Annotated in this window: 17 protein-coding genes and 2 tRNA genes; 16 read left to right on the forward strand and 3 right to left on the reverse strand. The window is 31.4% G+C overall.

The annotated features are described in order from the left end of the window. The first annotated feature begins 135 nt into the window (after positions 1 to 135). The 3 genes from truA to ABHQ57_RS11245 all read left to right on the forward strand — a co-directional run bounded on the left by truA (position 136) and on the right by ABHQ57_RS11245 (position 3,148). Positions 136 to 870 (forward strand): tRNA pseudouridine(38-40) synthase TruA, encoded by a 735-nt coding sequence (gene truA, locus ABHQ57_RS11235; RefSeq protein WP_047790212.1) that lies wholly within the window; start codon positions 136 to 138, stop codon positions 868 to 870. Beyond that, complete coding sequence (locus tag ABHQ57_RS11240) at positions 870 to 2,636, forward strand: ABC transporter ATP-binding protein (protein WP_073184669.1); 1,767 nt, start codon at positions 870 to 872, stop codon at positions 2,634 to 2,636. The genes truA and ABHQ57_RS11240 overlap by 1 nt, the downstream gene beginning before the upstream one ends. Positions 2,637 to 2,704: 68 nt before the next feature. Then, complete coding sequence (locus tag ABHQ57_RS11245; protein ID WP_047790214.1) at positions 2,705 to 3,148, forward strand: hypothetical protein; 444 nt, start codon at positions 2,705 to 2,707, stop codon at positions 3,146 to 3,148. A gap of 48 nt (positions 3,149 to 3,196) precedes the next feature. On the opposite strand, the gene cdaA is transcribed toward ABHQ57_RS11245, so the two are convergent. Beyond that, a complete protein-coding gene (gene cdaA / locus ABHQ57_RS11250; protein ID WP_047790215.1) occupies positions 3,197 to 3,979 on the reverse strand; it encodes a diadenylate cyclase CdaA in 783 nt (260 codons plus the stop codon). 80 nt (positions 3,980 to 4,059) lie between these two features. Further along, entirely contained in the window at positions 4,060 to 4,878 is an 819-nt protein-coding gene (gene folP, locus ABHQ57_RS11255; RefSeq protein ID WP_167714316.1) for a dihydropteroate synthase, read from the reverse strand. 80 nt (positions 4,879 to 4,958) lie between these two features. On the opposite strand from folP, the gene ABHQ57_RS11260 reads away from it, so the two are divergent. From ABHQ57_RS11260 to ABHQ57_RS11275, 4 genes are all read left to right on the forward strand, one after another. Beyond that, entirely contained in the window at positions 4,959 to 5,504 is a 546-nt protein-coding gene (locus ABHQ57_RS11260; protein ID WP_047790217.1) for a DUF1599 domain-containing protein, read from the forward strand. Between the two features lie 16 nt (positions 5,505 to 5,520). Beyond that, positions 5,521 to 6,492: a BT_3928 family protein gene (locus ABHQ57_RS11265; RefSeq protein WP_047790218.1), complete on the forward strand. Its 972-nt coding sequence runs from the start codon at positions 5,521 to 5,523 to the stop codon at positions 6,490 to 6,492. Positions 6,493 to 6,640: 148 nt separating this feature from the next. After that, positions 6,641 to 7,033, forward strand: coding sequence for a fluoride efflux transporter CrcB (gene crcB, locus ABHQ57_RS11270; protein ID WP_047790268.1), 393 nt, complete (start codon positions 6,641 to 6,643; stop codon positions 7,031 to 7,033). Between the two features lie 54 nt (positions 7,034 to 7,087). Further along, positions 7,088 to 7,792 (forward strand): crotonase/enoyl-CoA hydratase family protein, encoded by a 705-nt coding sequence (locus tag ABHQ57_RS11275; protein WP_167714250.1) that lies wholly within the window; start codon positions 7,088 to 7,090, stop codon positions 7,790 to 7,792. A 26-nt stretch (positions 7,793 to 7,818) separates the two neighbouring features. Here the strand turns inward: ABHQ57_RS11275 and ABHQ57_RS11280 are convergent, their stop codons facing one another. Continuing rightward, entirely contained in the window at positions 7,819 to 8,430 is a 612-nt protein-coding gene (locus ABHQ57_RS11280; RefSeq protein WP_047790220.1) for a DUF1684 domain-containing protein, read from the reverse strand. Positions 8,431 to 8,797: 367 nt separating this feature from the next. Between ABHQ57_RS11280 and ABHQ57_RS11285 the strand changes: the two genes are divergently transcribed. From ABHQ57_RS11285 to ABHQ57_RS11325, 9 genes are all read left to right on the forward strand, one after another. Beyond that, positions 8,798 to 9,028, forward strand: a complete 231-nt coding sequence (locus ABHQ57_RS11285; protein ID WP_047790221.1) for a hypothetical protein — start codon at positions 8,798 to 8,800, stop codon at positions 9,026 to 9,028. A gap of 147 nt (positions 9,029 to 9,175) precedes the next feature. Continuing rightward, positions 9,176 to 9,250: transfer RNA gene (locus ABHQ57_RS11290), tRNA-Pro, on the forward strand. Positions 9,251 to 9,425: 175 nt separating this feature from the next. Further along, positions 9,426 to 9,499 (forward strand) — tRNA-Thr (locus ABHQ57_RS11295). A gap of 98 nt (positions 9,500 to 9,597) precedes the next feature. Further along, entirely contained in the window at positions 9,598 to 10,203 is a 606-nt protein-coding gene (gene udk / locus ABHQ57_RS11300) for a uridine kinase (protein ID WP_047790269.1), read from the forward strand. A gap of 1 nt (position 10,204) precedes the next feature. Then, positions 10,205 to 10,522: a septum formation initiator family protein gene (locus ABHQ57_RS11305; protein WP_047790222.1), complete on the forward strand. Its 318-nt coding sequence runs from the start codon at positions 10,205 to 10,207 to the stop codon at positions 10,520 to 10,522. Continuing rightward, positions 10,522 to 11,868, forward strand: coding sequence for a methylmalonyl-CoA mutase subunit beta (locus ABHQ57_RS11310; RefSeq protein ID WP_167714251.1), 1,347 nt, complete (start codon positions 10,522 to 10,524; stop codon positions 11,866 to 11,868). Before ABHQ57_RS11305 ends, ABHQ57_RS11310 begins: the two co-directional genes overlap by 1 nt. After that, a complete protein-coding gene (gene scpA / locus ABHQ57_RS11315; protein WP_167714252.1) occupies positions 11,861 to 13,924 on the forward strand; it encodes a methylmalonyl-CoA mutase in 2,064 nt (687 codons plus the stop codon). Before ABHQ57_RS11310 ends, scpA begins: the two co-directional genes overlap by 8 nt. A 10-nt stretch (positions 13,925 to 13,934) precedes the next feature. Then, positions 13,935 to 15,158, forward strand: a complete 1,224-nt coding sequence (locus ABHQ57_RS11320; RefSeq protein ID WP_167714253.1) for an IPT/TIG domain-containing protein — start codon at positions 13,935 to 13,937, stop codon at positions 15,156 to 15,158. Then, a complete protein-coding gene (locus tag ABHQ57_RS11325; RefSeq protein ID WP_167714254.1) occupies positions 15,155 to 16,033 on the forward strand; it encodes a phosphatidylserine decarboxylase in 879 nt (292 codons plus the stop codon). Before ABHQ57_RS11320 ends, ABHQ57_RS11325 begins: the two co-directional genes overlap by 4 nt. Positions 16,034 to 16,116: the final 83 nt, after the last annotated feature.

Genomic DNA, 16,116 nt, shown 5'->3' on the forward strand with positions numbered 1-16,116 from the left:
AAACTAATAAAAATCAAACCAACACATTATTAACTTATAAGTATTTTAGTAAAACTTAAAACATTATTTTACCTCATATCTAGTACATTTCAAGTTATAATTTTATAATTTAGCTATTTAAAATCTTTACACTTCTTGAGGTATTTCATTGAATTAGCATACAACGGAAAAAATTATCATGGATGGCAAATACAACCACACGCAATATCCGTTCAAGAAAAAATAAATAAGGCTATTAGCACTATTTTAAGAAAAGAAATAATTATCGTAGGTGCAGGAAGAACAGATGCTGGCGTGCATGCATCTCAAATGTTTGCTCATTTTGATGTAGAAACCCCACTAAACAGTAATTTCACCTACAAGTTAAACGCTATTTTACCTAATGACATCGTTATCTTTAATACTCAACTAGTACATAACGATGCTCATGCTCGTTTTGATGCACTTAGTAGAAGCTATGAGTACAAAATTTGGCTAGGTAGAAATCCTTTTTTATTAAATACTACTTGGCAATTACACCACCAGCAATTAAATATAGAGTTAATGAATAAAGCCGCTGCAACTCTATATGATTATGAAAATTTTGAATGCTTTTCAAAAGTAAAGACAGATGTACATACATTTAACTGTACTGTAACCAATGCTAAATGGATTAAAAATGGTAATGAGTTAACGTTTCATATCAGTGCCAATCGTTTTTTAAGAAACATGGTTCGTGCTATTGTTGGAACTTTAATTGACGTTGGTTTAGAAAAAATAACTGTAAATGATTTCAAAAAAATCATAGAAAGTAAAAATCGAAGTAAAGCAGGCGTATCTGTTCCTGCAAAAGGTTTATTTTTAACAAAAGTAAAATACGAATATATATAGTGAGTAAAACAACAGGAAAAGCATTCGATATTAAAATTTTTGCACGACTAATGAGTTTTGCAAAAAAGTATCGCATACGATTTATAATTGCAGCATTATCTACTATTTTACTAGCAGGATTTGCTGTGCTAACCCCTGTCATTTTAATGGCAGCCATAGATGACTTTATTACAAACAAAGATTTTTCTAGACTATTGTATTTCACAATAGCCATGATTGTGGTTTTATTAATTCAAGTCTTTTTCCAATTTAGTTTTATTTACTACGCTAACTGGGTTGGACAACATATTATTAGAGACATAAGAGCTATCACTTTTAGAAAAATACTCCAATTTAAAATGGGATATTTTGACAACTCTTCAGTAGGTAAATTAGTAACTCGTGTTGTTTCTGATATAGAAACTATTGCTAATTTTTTTACACAAGGTGTTTTTATGATCGTTAGCGATGTTTTGAAAATGATTGTGGTAATAGTCGTAATGCTATATACCAATTGGAAACTAGCAATAATAGCACTTGCAACCTTACCTGTTTTAATTTATGCTACTAAATTATTTCAAATAGCCATAAAATCTACTTTTCAAGATGTAAGAAACCAAGTAGCAAACCTAAACAGCTTTGTTCAGGAAAGAGTTACGGGAATGAAAATAGTTCAGCTTTTTAATAGAGAAAAGATAGAGTATAAAAACTTTATTGATATTAATAACAAACATAAAAAAGCACATGTTAAAACAGTTTGGTATTATTCTATTTTTTTCCCTATCGCAGAGATTTTATCTTCAATTGCAATAGGTTTAATTGTTTGGTATGGTGGTTTACAAGTAGTTGAAAACAAAGCTGCAAGTGTTGGTGCCATTATTGGTTTTATAAAAATGGCTCAAATGCTTTTTAGACCCTTAAGACAAATAGCTGACAAATTTAATCAGTTACAAATGGGGATTGTTGCTGGTGAACGTGTTTTTAACATAATAGACACTGAGAGCTCTATAGATAAGAATGGATCAATTATTGCTAACAACATACAAGGAGCTATTAATTTTAAAGATGTAAAATTTAGTTATATAAAAGGGGAAGAAATTTTAAAAGGTATTAATTTTAGTGTTAAAAAAGGACAAACCGTTGCCATTGTTGGGGCTACAGGAGCCGGAAAATCAACTATAATTAATCTTATAAATCGTTTTTACGAAATAGATAGTGGTGAAATATCTATTGACAATATTCCTGTTCAAGATTACAAAATAACTTCTTTACGTCAAAAAATAGCTGTGGTATTACAAGATGTTTTTTTATTTTCTGATAGTATTTTAAACAACATCACTCTTAAAAATGATAAAATTTCTCTCAAAGAAGTACAAACTGCCGCTAAACAAATAGGAATTCATGAATTTATTATGAGTCTTCCTAACAATTACTATTATAATGTAAAAGAACGTGGTGGTATGTTATCATCTGGTCAACGCCAATTAATTGCTTTCTTACGAGCATATGTTAGTAAACCTAGTATTTTAATTTTAGACGAAGCTACTTCTTCAGTTGATGCACATGCAGAACAAATGATTCAATATGCTACGGATGAAATTACAAAAAATAGAACTTCTATTGTAATTGCTCATCGTTTAGCAACTATTAAAAAGGCTGATATGATTATAGTTATGGACAAAGGATCCATAGTCGAAAAAGGAAACCACATAGAGTTATTAAAAAAACACGACGGCTATTATAAGAATTTGTACGAAAAACAGTTTAATAATGAAACGGTAGTGTAAATAAATTTGTTTACATCAATCAAAATAGTACATTTGTTATTCAATCTAAAAATTAAAAATCAAAAACGATGAAAAAAGTAATTTTATCTGCATTTGTAGTTGCTTCTTTATTAGCAACCTCTTGTAAAAACACAAAAGAAGAAGCTAAAGACGTTAAAAAAGAAGCTGTTGAAACAGTAGACAAAGCTACTGAAGAAACTAAAGAAGCTGCTAAGGAAGTTGAAGAAACTACTGAAGAAGCTGTTAAAGCTGTAGAGTCTGCAATTGAAGGTATCGAAATTCCTGAATTTGAAGATCCAAAAGTAGGTGAATACTTACAGTCTTATACTGAGTATGCTAAAACATACATAGAAGCAAAAGGAGATGTAGTAAAAAACTCTGAATTAGCTCAAAAAGGTGTTGAATTAGCTAGTAAATCACAAGAAATTCTTGGTAATTTAAGTCAAGATGATGCTGTTAAGTTTAGCCAAGTTATGACTGCTATTCAATCTAAAATGGCTCCTGCTCAATAATCTTTTTTGGACAGAACATAAAAAAAGCTCGCAAGTTGCGAGCTTTTTTTATGCCATGACATCTTTTTCTAATTTTTTACGAAGTTCTTCCAGCGACTTATACAACACAAATTCACCATCTTTTATATAAGAAAGCTCACCTGTTTCTTCTGAAACCAATAAACAAAGGGCATCTGTTTTCTCACTAACCCCAATAGCTGCTCTATGGCGTAACCCAAACCTAGAAGGTATTTTAGTACTACTAGAAATAGGTAGTATTACTCGAGTAGCTACAATATAATTATCACGAATAACTGTTGCTCCATCATGTAACGGGCTATTTTTATAAAAAATACTCTCTATAATTGCTTCATTCACCAAAGCATTCATTTTATCTCCCGTATTAATTAAAAAATCAAGGTTATTTGTTTTTTCAATGACTAATAATGCCCCTGTTTTAGTTTTTGACAAGTTAACACAAGCTGTTAAAATAGTTTCAACATCTGTTTCGGAATGAATTTCAGTTTTTAGAAACTTCAACTGATTTAAAAACCCCTTTTTAGTAGAAAAGTTAGTAGTTCCTATCATTAATAAAAACTTACGAATTTCTTGTTGAAACACAATAATCAATGCTATAACACCACCAGAAAGTAAATAACCTAAAATACCACTTAACATCTCCATGTGCAAGGCTTGAGTAACTTTCCATATTAAAAATATAAATGCAATTCCTATTACAATGTTAATCGCTACGGTTCCTTTTAACAACTTATAGATATAGAAAAGCAATACAGCTACCAAAAAAATATCTAACACATCAAGAAACGAAAAGTTGATGAAATCTAAATTCATTAATTTTTTGAAGTTTTTTAACTTTAAAACAAGCTTTTAGGCATTTTGTCTTTACCTAATAAGTAAATGTAAGGATTTTATTACAACTGTTCCACAATTTTAACCGCCTCAACTGCTTCTTTTACATCGTGCACCCTTAAAATATGCGTTCCGTTTAGCAAAGCAATTGTATTTGCTACAGTAGTAGCATTTAGAGCTTCTTGCGATGTAATTCCTAACAATTTATATAACATAGATTTTCTAGAAACCCCAGTTAAAATAGGAACATCTAAACTTTTAAACATTGATAACCTTTTAAGCAACTCATAGTTTTGATTAAGTGTTTTACCAAAACCAAAACCAACATCTATAATTACATCATTCACCTTTAGCTGGCGCAATTTAAAAAGCTGTTCTGCAAAAAAAGAAACCACTTCTGTAACCACATTTTCATATTGAGGATTTTGTTGCATATTTTGCGGTGTTCCCTGCATATGCATCATAATATATGGAACTTGTAATTTTGCCACTGTATCAAACATTTTCACATCCATCTTTCCACCAGAAATATCATTTATAATTCCAGCACCTGCATTTATCGACTCTTCCACTACTCTACTTCTAAATGAGTCTACCGAAATAATAATTTCAGGAAAATTTTTAACCAACAACTCCACCACAGGAAGCATTCTTTGTAGTTCCTCTTCTTCCGAAATATGCTTTGCTCCTGGTCTTGAAGAATATGCACCTACATCAATAAATGTAGCCCCTTCACTCAACATCTTTTCTGCCTGTACAAGGATATCTCGTTCATTTTTATACTTTCCTCCATCAAAAAAAGAATCAGGAGTAACATTTAAAATCCCCATAACCTTAGGCTTAGTTAAATCCACCAAGGTTCCTTTACAATTAATTGTCATCATGCTAAATTTCCAAGTAAAAATAAATGAAAAGCTTGTAATATTTACTATTTTTGGTCGAATACTTTTAAACAGGAAAGATGCAAGATACCTCAAAACAGTATGATGCTGTAGTTGAAGAATGTAAAAGTTTATTTATAAAAAAAATGAGCGATTATGGTAGTGCTTGGAGGATTTTAAGACTTCCATCGCTAACCGATCAGATATTTATCAAAGCTCAACGTATACGTCAATTACAAGAAAATACTGAGCGAAAAGTTGATGAAGGAGAAAAATCAGAATTTATAGGCATTATTAATTATTCGGTAATGGCATTAATTCAAATTGAGTTAGGTATTGTTGAGCAACCTGATTTAACTACCGAAGAGGCTACTACTTTATACGATAAACACATAAAAATCACCAAAGAGTTAATGGAAAACAAAAACCATGATTATGGTGAAGCTTGGAGAGACATGAGAGTTTCTTCGTTAACCGATTTAATTCTGCAAAAACTACTTCGTGTAAAACAAATTGAAAACAATCAAGGCAAAACTTTAGTTTCTGAAGGAATTGATGCTAATTATCAAGATATGATTAATTATGCTATTTTTGCCATGATTCACCTTTCTGAATCAGATAATTAACCTAAAAAACACCCCTATGATTTTAAAAATGCTAACTCATATTTCAAGAGTACTTGTAGGACTTCTTTTTATTTACTCTGGATTTGTAAAATTGATAGATCCAATCGGATCTCAATATAAATTTGAAGAATATTTTGGCGCCGATGTATTAAATTTAGAATTCTTAATTCCTTTCGCTTTACCTTTTTCAATTCTTTTAATTGTTACCGAATTGGTTTTAGGTATTATGCTTTTAGTAGGTTACAAACCTAAACTTACTGTTTGGAGCTTATTTGGTTTAAACCTAGTTTTCTTATTTTTAACTTGGTACTCTTATACCTACAACAAAGTTACAGATTGTGGATGTTTTGGTGACGCTTTAAAACTTACACCTAAAGAAACATTTTACAAGAATGTTGTTTTTATGATTTTTATTGTGATTCTTATTATTGGAGTTAAACACATTAAACCTTTAGTTTCAAATAAATTTGCTTCTTTAACAACCTTTAGCTCTGTTTTTCTATCATTAATTATAACTTATTATGTTTTACAACATTTACCAATTATTGATTTTAGAGCTTATTCTATAGGTACAGATATTGCCAAAGGAATGGAATACCCAGAAGATAGCGACGAACTTCCTCCTATACATGATTTCATGATAGAGACAGACGAAGGAGATAAGTTAGAAGAAATGCTTGCAAAAGAAAAAGCAATGCTTGTTATTATGTCTAATTTAAAGAAAACAGAAAAAGAAGGTATCGCTGATGTTTCTAAGATTGCGAAACAAGCTAGCGAACAAGGTTATGAAATTTATGTATTAACCGCTTCTTACATTGAAGATTTAGCTGCTACCCAAAAAGAATATGGCCTTCCTTACACCTTTGGTTTTTGTGATGAAACTGCTCTAAAAACCGTAATCAGAGCTAACCCTGGTATTGTTACTGTAAAAAAGGGAATCATTTCAGGAAAATGGAATTGGACAGATGCTGACGATGTAGAACTATAAACCGCTATAACATATATATAAAGAAAACCTCACAAATTTGTGAGGTTTTCTTATTTTCGCAATGATATGAAAAGCTCCTGTAGAGATTCTTACAACATCTCATTCAATAAAAGAGCAAAATTTGGCTATTAACCCAGAAGTATTTTTTGTGAAACAGTTATTATTAGTTTTTATAGGTGGTGGAGCAGGAAGCGTTTTACGATATATTATCGGAAAAGCTCTAAACAGCTCTCAAACAGGAATTCCGTACGGAACTTTTGTTGCTAACATTCTTGGTAGTTTACTTATTGGAATTATTTTAGGACTTGCTACTAAAAACGAAACCATAACACAAAACCACACTTTATTATTAGCTACTGGTTTCTGTGGCGGATTTACAACTTTTTCAACCTTTGCCTATGAAAATCATATCTTTCTAAAATCTGGAGATTTCGCCTCTTTTGCGCTATATACTGTTACTAGCTTTATCATCGGATTTTTAGCTGTTTTCGCAGGAATTTACTTAGTAAATTATTTTTGGACGAATTCACAAACTATTTAAACTACACTTTACCCTAAAAACAAATCTCACTTTGTGAGTAAATTTATATAACAAATGAGTGAACTTATACAATACAAATCAGAAGAAAACTATGTAATCATCACTATTACTAACGGAAAAGCTAATGCTATTTCTCATGAAGTGATTGATGCTTTAAACACCTCTTTTGACAAAGCTGAAAAAGAAGAAAAACCAGTAATACTAACAGGACAACCAGGAATATTCTCTGCTGGTTACGACTTAAAAAGCATGACTCAATCTCCTGAATCAGCTTTAGAATTGGTTACCAAAGGATCTAATTTATCACATAGAATGTTGTCTTTTCCTTACCCTATAATTGCTGCCTGTTCTGGTCATGCTGTGGCAAAAGGAGCTTTCTTACTCCTATCTGTTGACTATAGACTAGGAATTGAAGGTGATTTTAAAATTGGATTAAACGAAGTTTTAATCGGTATGACCATGCACAATGCCGGTATTGAAATAGCTAAAGCACGTTTAACCCCTGTTTATTTTGAAAGAAGTGTTAGTTGCTCTGAAATTCACAATCCACAAGATGCTATTACCGCTGGTTTTTTAGATAAAATTGTTCCTCAAAAACATCTATTACCTACTGCAATCAAAGTAGCTTCAATGTTTTCTAAACTAAACAAGAAAGCTCATAAAGAAACTAAACTCAAGGTAAGAAAACCATATTTGGATTCGTTAATAAAAGCAATTAAACAAGACAGTGAAGAAGGTTTAACACCTCCTTCAAAATAAAAAAGTCCTGCAATTGCAGGACTTTTTTATTTTGGTTTTTTATATGCCATTACCCCTGCTTTAATTTCTGTATTTAGGTAGTTATCACTTGGCGTAATTGGACAAGAATACCTATCACTGTATGCACAGTAAGGATTGTAAGCTTTATTAAAATCTACCTCTACAGTTCCATCTTCCTGTATATCGGTAGTATAAATATCTATAAAACGACCACCTTTATACGATGTTTTTCCATTTGTTTTATCTAAAAAAGGTAAAAACAAATGATTTGCATACTCAGGAGTAGGATTTACATCTTGATAAATAGTAAGTTTAAAGTCTTCTCCATCAATAGAAAAAGATAAAACTCCATATTTTCTATACATTACCACCCTGTTTGTTGTTGTAGGAAAATTAGTAATAGGAGTATTAAACGTCTTTTCTAAGTTAGCTTTTACAGTGTATTTTTTATCAATAGGGAAAAAATCTAAGCCTTTAAATTTCTTTAACCCTTTTTTTGTAAGCGGAGATCTTGAAGCATCTTTAAACTTAGCATTCATTTCCTTTTGAAAATTAGAATCTCCTAAAACACTTCTTTTTCCTTGACTGTTACAAGAAAATATTAAAACAACAAAAATTAAGAATAATAACTTTCTCATGTTCCTACTTTAACGTCTATATAAACGCAAAAGTACTGCATAATAACTAAAAACTCTCTCATTCCTTAAAAATTCACTAAATTAACCAGCTAAAACTGTTAATTTTCTATTAATAATTTGAAATAGCAAAATAAAATCGTTACTTTTATATTTATAGATAATACTTATAACTGATAATACGATAATGCTAAAAAATATTTTAGTCTTATAAGAAAAACTTATTAACTAATAAACCAAATTGATAAGCTTATTTGTTTAGAAACAGAAAGTTTCCCATATATTTGTCGCCCCAGTTATTTTTAGGCACATATCTTTTTTATCAGACAAAACCTAAATAAAGAAATTTTAAATTAAATTGGTAAATTTTATGAATTCAGAATTAATCAATAAGGCGGAAGAATTTGAAAACAGAAAATTCAAGTTTATTACTACTAGTGATAGAATACTAGCCGCTAGAGAAGCAAAAGCTCTTATACTAGAGATTAATGAGGTATATAAACAAACAAAAGACAGCGCATTAATGGATTTAATGAAACGGTTAACAGCTGTAAAACAACGCATTGAAAAACGTTTAAAAGGAAAACCTTTAACAGCTTAAACAATAAATAATGTTTAAGCTCGTTTACAGTATACACAATAGGAATAGTAGTTTCATCAACTACCACTCTCATTATAATATTTATTCTTGATAAAGTTCTAAGTAAAATTACTTAGAACTTTTCTTTTTTAAATATATTTGTAACATCGGGATGTAGCTTAGTCCGGTTAAAGTGCTGGTCTGGGGGACCAGAGATCGGTGGTTCGAATCCACTCATCCCGACTTCTTTTATTTTTTTTCAAAAAAATTCTACCTCTCTAAATAATCAAAACAAACTAAAATTCAACAACTTAAAAAACTTCTAAAATCATTACAAAAAACACCTTTTAAAAAAAATAAAAAAAAGTTTTTTCAGTTTCAAAAAACATTATATATTTGCCACGCTTTTGAGGCAAACGCCGATGTAGCTCAGCTGGCTAGAGCAGCTGATTTGTAATCAGCAGGTCGTGGGTTCGAGTCCCTCCATCGGCTCAAAACTAAAAGCGCTAACAAAAAGTTAGCGCTTTTTTTATGCGCTTATTTTGCTAAATTTGTCATAACTCTATTTTTACAAAAACTTAATGAAGAATATATTTGTTATTGGTATTGCTGGAGGTACAGGAAGTGGAAAAACCACGGTAGTAAACCAAATTATTAACGAACTTCCTGCAGATGAAGTTTGCGTTATCTCTCAAGACTCCTACTACAAACAAACAGACAACCTAACTTACGAAGAACGTACTAAGATTAATTTTGACCATCCTAGAGCAATTGACTTTGATTTAATGGTAGATCACCTATCTGAATTAAAAAATGGATGTATTATCGAACAACCTGTTTATTCTTTCGTTGCTCACAATAGAACCAAAGACACCATAAAAACACACCCCAGAAAAGTTATTATAATTGAAGGTATTTTAATTTTTAATAGCAAAGAACTTCGTAACTTGTGTGACATAAAAGTTTTTGTTCATGCTGATGCTGACGAACGCTTGATTAGACGTGTAAGAAGAGACATTAAAGAACGAGGTAGAGATGTTGATGAAGTTTTAAACCGTTACCAAAGCACTTTAAAACCTATGCACCAACAATTTATCGAACCTACAAAAAATTATGCTGATATCATTATACCTAACGATAGATATAATACCGTAGCTATAGATATTGTAAGAACTGTAATTAACGACCGTTTATAACATGAGTTTAAAATCAATTAAAAACAAACCTTCCTTTAAAATAGTCACTAATATTTACGTGATTATACTCACTGTTTTTGTGGTTTGGATGCTTTTTTTTGATGAAAATTCTTACCTTACCCATAGAGAGTTTAATAAAGAGATTAATGAACTAAAGAGCTGGATTGATTATCATGAAAAAAAAATCAAGAAAGACAAAAAAACCATCCAACAACTACAAGACTCTCTTCAACTAGAACGCTATGCTAGAGAAAAGTACTTAATGAAGAAAGAAGATGAAGATATTTATATTATTGAATTTGATACCATAAAAAAGTAATGAGTAACTATTTATTTGACGAATTTCAAGGTGTTACCCCTGCAGAATGGAAACAAAAAATACAAGTAGACCTTAAAGGTGCCGATTATAACGATACACTTTTATGGAAAACTGAAGAAGGTATTACTGTAAAACCTTTTTACACTAAAGAAGACAGAACCAATATTCAGATTAATACCCCAAATAAAGGTTTTGCTATTTGTCAATCTATTAACATTGAGAATGAAGAAGAAGCAAATGCATTTGCTATCGACTCAATTAAAAGAGGAGCAAACGCCATAAAATTCAGCGCAAAAAAAGAGTTTGACTACAATACCTTATTAAAAGGAATTGACACTCAAAAAACCTTACTTTACTTTACTTTTAATTTTTTATCATCACAATTTGTAAAAAAACTAGCTGATTTCACAAACTCGGACAAGTGCTACTTCAATATAGATGTTATAGGAAACTTAGCTAGCTCAGGAAACTGGTATTCTAATCTTAAAAGCGATCATACACAATTAGAAGAAATAGCAAAAGCTACTCAAAATGCTATTTGTGTTAATGCTTCCATTTATCAAAATGCAGGAGCAACCATAGTTCAACAATTAGCATATGCACTTGCACACGCAAACGAATACTTGAATCATTTTGGAAACTCAATTGAAAACAATATTCACTTTAATTTTTCTGTAGGAAGTAATTACTTTTTTGAAATAGCCAAACTACGAGCTTTTAGAATTTTATGGAGTGCTCTTTTAAAAGAATATAACATTGAAGCAACCGCTCACATTTTCGCTCAACCTAGTTTACGTAATAAAACTTTATATGATTATAACGTAAACATGCTGCGCACTACCTCTGAGTGTATGAGTGCTATTTTAGGAGGAACAAACACTATCGCCAATAACTCTTACGATAAAATTTTTCATCAACCGAACGAATTTGGTGAACGTATATCAAGAAATCAACTATTAATTCTACAGCAAGAAAGTGAGCTAGCAGAAGCTCAAAAGATTGCTGATGGTGCATACTACATTGAAACAATTACTCAACAACTTGCCCAAAAAGCACTAGAAGTTTTTAAATTAATAGAAAAAGGTGGTGGTTTCTTAAAACAATTAAAAGAAGGAGTTATCCAACGAAAAATAAAAGAGTCTGCAGATAAAGAACAACAATTATTTGACTCAGGAGAATTAGTGTTACTTGGAACAAACAAAATTCAAAACGAAAATGACAAGATGAAAAACGATTTAGAAGTTTCGCCTTTCTTGAAAATTCGTAACGAAAAAACACTAATTCAACCTATTATTCAAAAACGATTAGCTGAAAAGCTAGAACAAGAACGTTTAGAAAATGAGTAGAAAAGATATATCAAACATACAAATAGATAAAAGCCAAGAACAGCAAAACAAAAACTTTAAACACGAAGATTTTGTTGCAGGTATTGCACCTAACTTACGTGGACCTTACTCTACCATGTATGTTCGTAGACCTTGGACAATTCGTCAATATGCAGGTTTTTCTACAGCTGAAGAAAGCAATGCTTTTTACCGTAGAAATTTAGCTGCTGGTCAAAAAGGATTATCAGTTGCTTTCGATTTAGCTACACACCGTGGTTACGACTCAGACCACGAACGTGTACAAGGTGATGTCGGAAAAGCTGGTGTTGCTATAGATTCTGTGGAAGACATGAAAGTTTTGTTCGACCAGATACCATTAGATAAAATGTCCGTTTCCATGACTATGAATGGAGCCGTTTTACCAATTTTGGCATTTTATATTATAGCAGCTGAAGAACAAGGTGTAGCTCCTAAACTATTATCAGGAACTATTCAAAACGATATTTTAAAAGAGTTTATGGTGCGTAATACTTACATTTACCCACCTACTCCATCAATGAAAATTATTGCTGATATTTTTAGATATACTTCTGAAAATATGCCTAGATTTAATTCAATTTCTATCTCTGGATACCATATGCAAGAAGCTGGTGCTACTGCAGAAATTGAATTGGCTTATACTTTAGCTGACGGATTGGAATACATTAAAAAAGGGCTAGAAGCAGGAATGGACATTGACACCTTCGCTCCTCGCTTATCTTTCTTCTGGGCTATTGGAATGAATCATTTTATGGAAATTGCCAAAATGCGTGCAGGAAGAATGTTATGGTCTAAATTGGTAAAGCAATTTAACCCTAAAAATCCAAAGTCATTAGCATTAAGAACTCACTGTCAAACCAGTGGATGGAGTTTAACTGAGCAAGATCCTTTTAACAATGTAGCCCGTACTGCAATTGAAGCTATGGCTGCTGCTTTTGGAGGAACACAAAGTTTACATACCAACGCTTTAGACGAAGCTATTGCTTTACCTACCGATTTTTCAGCGCGCATTGCTCGTAACACACAAATATACTTACAACAAGAAACCCATATTACAAAAACGGTTGATCCATGGGCAGGTAGTTATCATGTAGAAAAACTTACTGAAGAAATTGCCAATAAAGCATGGGAGCTAATTCAAGAAGTTGAAGAATTAGGAGGAATGACCAAAGCTATTGAAAAAGGGATTCCTAAAATGCGTATAGAAGAAGCTGCTGCAAAAAAACAAGCAAAAATCGATAGTGGACAAGATGTTATTGTTGGTGTTAACAAATACCAATTAGAGCAAGAGGATCCTTTACATATTTTGGAGGTAGATAATGAAGCAGTTCGTCAATCTCAAATTGACAGACTAAACGACTTAAAATCGAAAAGAAATCAAGCTGAAGTAGATAAAACTTTACGTGATTTAACTGAATCTGCTAAAACAGGTGAAGGAAATTTATTAGATTTAGCGGTAAAAGCTGCAAGAAACAGAGCTACTTTAGGTGAAATTTCTGACGCTCTTGAAACTATTTTTGGACGTCATAAAGCAGTACATAAAACAATATCTGGCGTGTATAGTAAAGAAATAAAAGACGACGAGTTATTTAAAAAAGCTACCGAATTAGCTGATAAGTTTTCAGAATTAGAAGGACGACGTCCTCGAATTATGATTGCTAAATTAGGACAAGACGGTCACGATCGTGGTGCTAAAGTAGTTGCTACTGGTTATGCTGATTTAGGTTTTGATGTAGATATAGGTCCATTATTCCAAACACCACAAGAAGCCACCAAACAAGCTATAGAAAATGATGTACATATTTTAGGTATTTCATCATTGGCTGCAGGACATAAAACGTTAGTTCCGCAAGTTATTGCTGAACTTAAAAAATATGACCGTGAAGATATTATGGTTATTGTTGGGGGTGTAATTCCAGCACAAGATTACCAATTCTTATTTGACGCTGGTGCTGTAGGTGTTTTTGGCCCTGGAACTAAAATTGCGCAAGCTGCCATTGATATGTTAACTATTTTAATTGATAGTATCGAAGAATAAAATAAACTTAATGAAAAAACAAATCTTTTTAACACTAAGCTTAATAGTCTTTATCTTTTCCTGTAGTCAAAATGAAACTGAAGTACCTCACCCAACAGTTTCCTCATATACTCCTAAAAATGGATATATTGGTGACACAATTAATATTCTGGGAAAAAACTTTCCTTCAAATATAAAAGTAACTTTACTTGACATTGAAACTAAGCTAATTCAAAAATCAACTACTGAAATAAAAGCTATTGTACATGAAAAAGTAACGAAAGGGAACAATTCTATCAAATTAGTTTACAACAACGAAGCTCCTGTAGAAATTGGTTCTTTCAATGCTATCATAGACGATTATGAATACTTAATATATGATAACTGGAACGCCAAACTATTTAAAATAGGTAATAACACTGGTACTATTAACTTTATTAATCAACTACCTATACCTACCCCCACACAAAATAGCATGTATGGTTTTCTAAAAAGAAATGACTTAATTTACTTAATTGATTTCTCAAACAATCCTGAACACAGCCTCTTAACCTATAATTTAAATACAAAAACATCAAGTTTTACTCCTTTAGCTTTACCACCATCTATTACAGGAGGAATAACAGCTATTAATTGGAATATCACAAATAATACTTTAATTGGTCTAGTTAGTGAAAATATACACAACACTAACGCTGCCAAACACCACTTAATAGAAATAAACCCTATTAATGGCCAAATAAAAGACTTAAACATATCTTTTAATCATTCCTTTATTTCTTCCCATATAGTAAAAAACAATTACCTTTTCTTATTCTCTTCTACTTCTCCTTATGATTTATCTAAAATAGACTTAACTAATTATTCAATAGAAAAATTATCTACCAATAATGAAGGATTTTCCATCACTAAACCAAGTTTAAACTCTTCCAGTGAAATAATTTGTTTAAAAGATTATGGAAACTCTTTAGGGCAACTAGTCAAATTTAATGAGGAAACAGTTAAGATCACACAATTATCTGAAAGTAAGCTTTACTACTCTAATCGCTTAGGATATGGTTTTTTTGACAAAAAAAATGATGAATATATTGGAGTTTACAAAGATTTCTCAATAGAGAATAGTTCAGGGAATCAACCAACTTATAATAGCTTGTACAAATTCAACACACCCTCTTATCAAGAAGAAAAAATACTTTTTAGACCTTTAAAAACTAGTTTTACTTCTCCAACAATTATTGACATAATAGAGTTATGAAAATAAAATTTATTGATAGAAAAACAGGTAAAATAATTACCGAAACCCCTCCTGGAGAAGGGTATTTAAAATTACTTTACAACAATCCGTTTGGAAAAATGGCTTTATTACCATTAGTTAAACGTAAATTTTTGTCATCGTGGTATGGTAAGCTCATGAACAAACCTAATTCTATTAACAAAATAAACAGTTTTGTTAGTGAACTTCAAATCGACATGAGTGAAGCCGAAAGACCATCTGAAGACTACATTTCTTTCAATGACTTTTTCTATCGAAAATTAAAACCTGGTGCACGCCCTATTGAGGAAGGCTTTATTTCTCCTGGTGACGGAAAAATGTTAGCATTTAAAAGCATTTCTGATATTCATAACTTCTTTATCAAAGGAAGAAAATTTACCTTAGAGGAATTTCTAGGCAATAAAGAGCTAGCCACAAAACATAAAAACGATTCTTTAATTATTTTACGACTCGCTCCAAATGATTACCACAGGTATCATTTTCCATACAACGGAACTCCTTCCGAAGTAACCAAAATTAAAGGACGCTACTTCTCAGTTTCTCCGCACGCTTTGGCTGCTAACTTCACTAGAGTATTCTGCGAAAACAAAAGAGAGTACTGTACTTTGGCAACACAAGACAAAGGAGATATTATAATTGCTCCCGTTGGAGCGACCATGGTTGGAAGTATTATTGAAACCTACAAACCTAATTCCGAAATAAAAAAAGGCGATGAAATGGGATATTTTGCTTTTGGCGGTTCAACTATTGTGTTATTAGTTAATAGTTCCAAAATAACTATTGATGAAGATATTTTAACCAACACCAAAAACAAGATGGAAACCTTTGTTAAAATGGGAGAAAAGATAGGTATTTAATTATGCTAATTTTAACAATTCTTTTCTCAAAATAACACTCATTCTTTCAAAAAAGCGAGCTTTAATCCGTAAATTTGCAACGT

This window comes from Tenacibaculum sp. ZH5_bin.1, assembly GCF_042865525.1.
Classification (GTDB): domain Bacteria; phylum Bacteroidota; class Bacteroidia; order Flavobacteriales; family Flavobacteriaceae; genus Polaribacter; species Polaribacter mesophilus.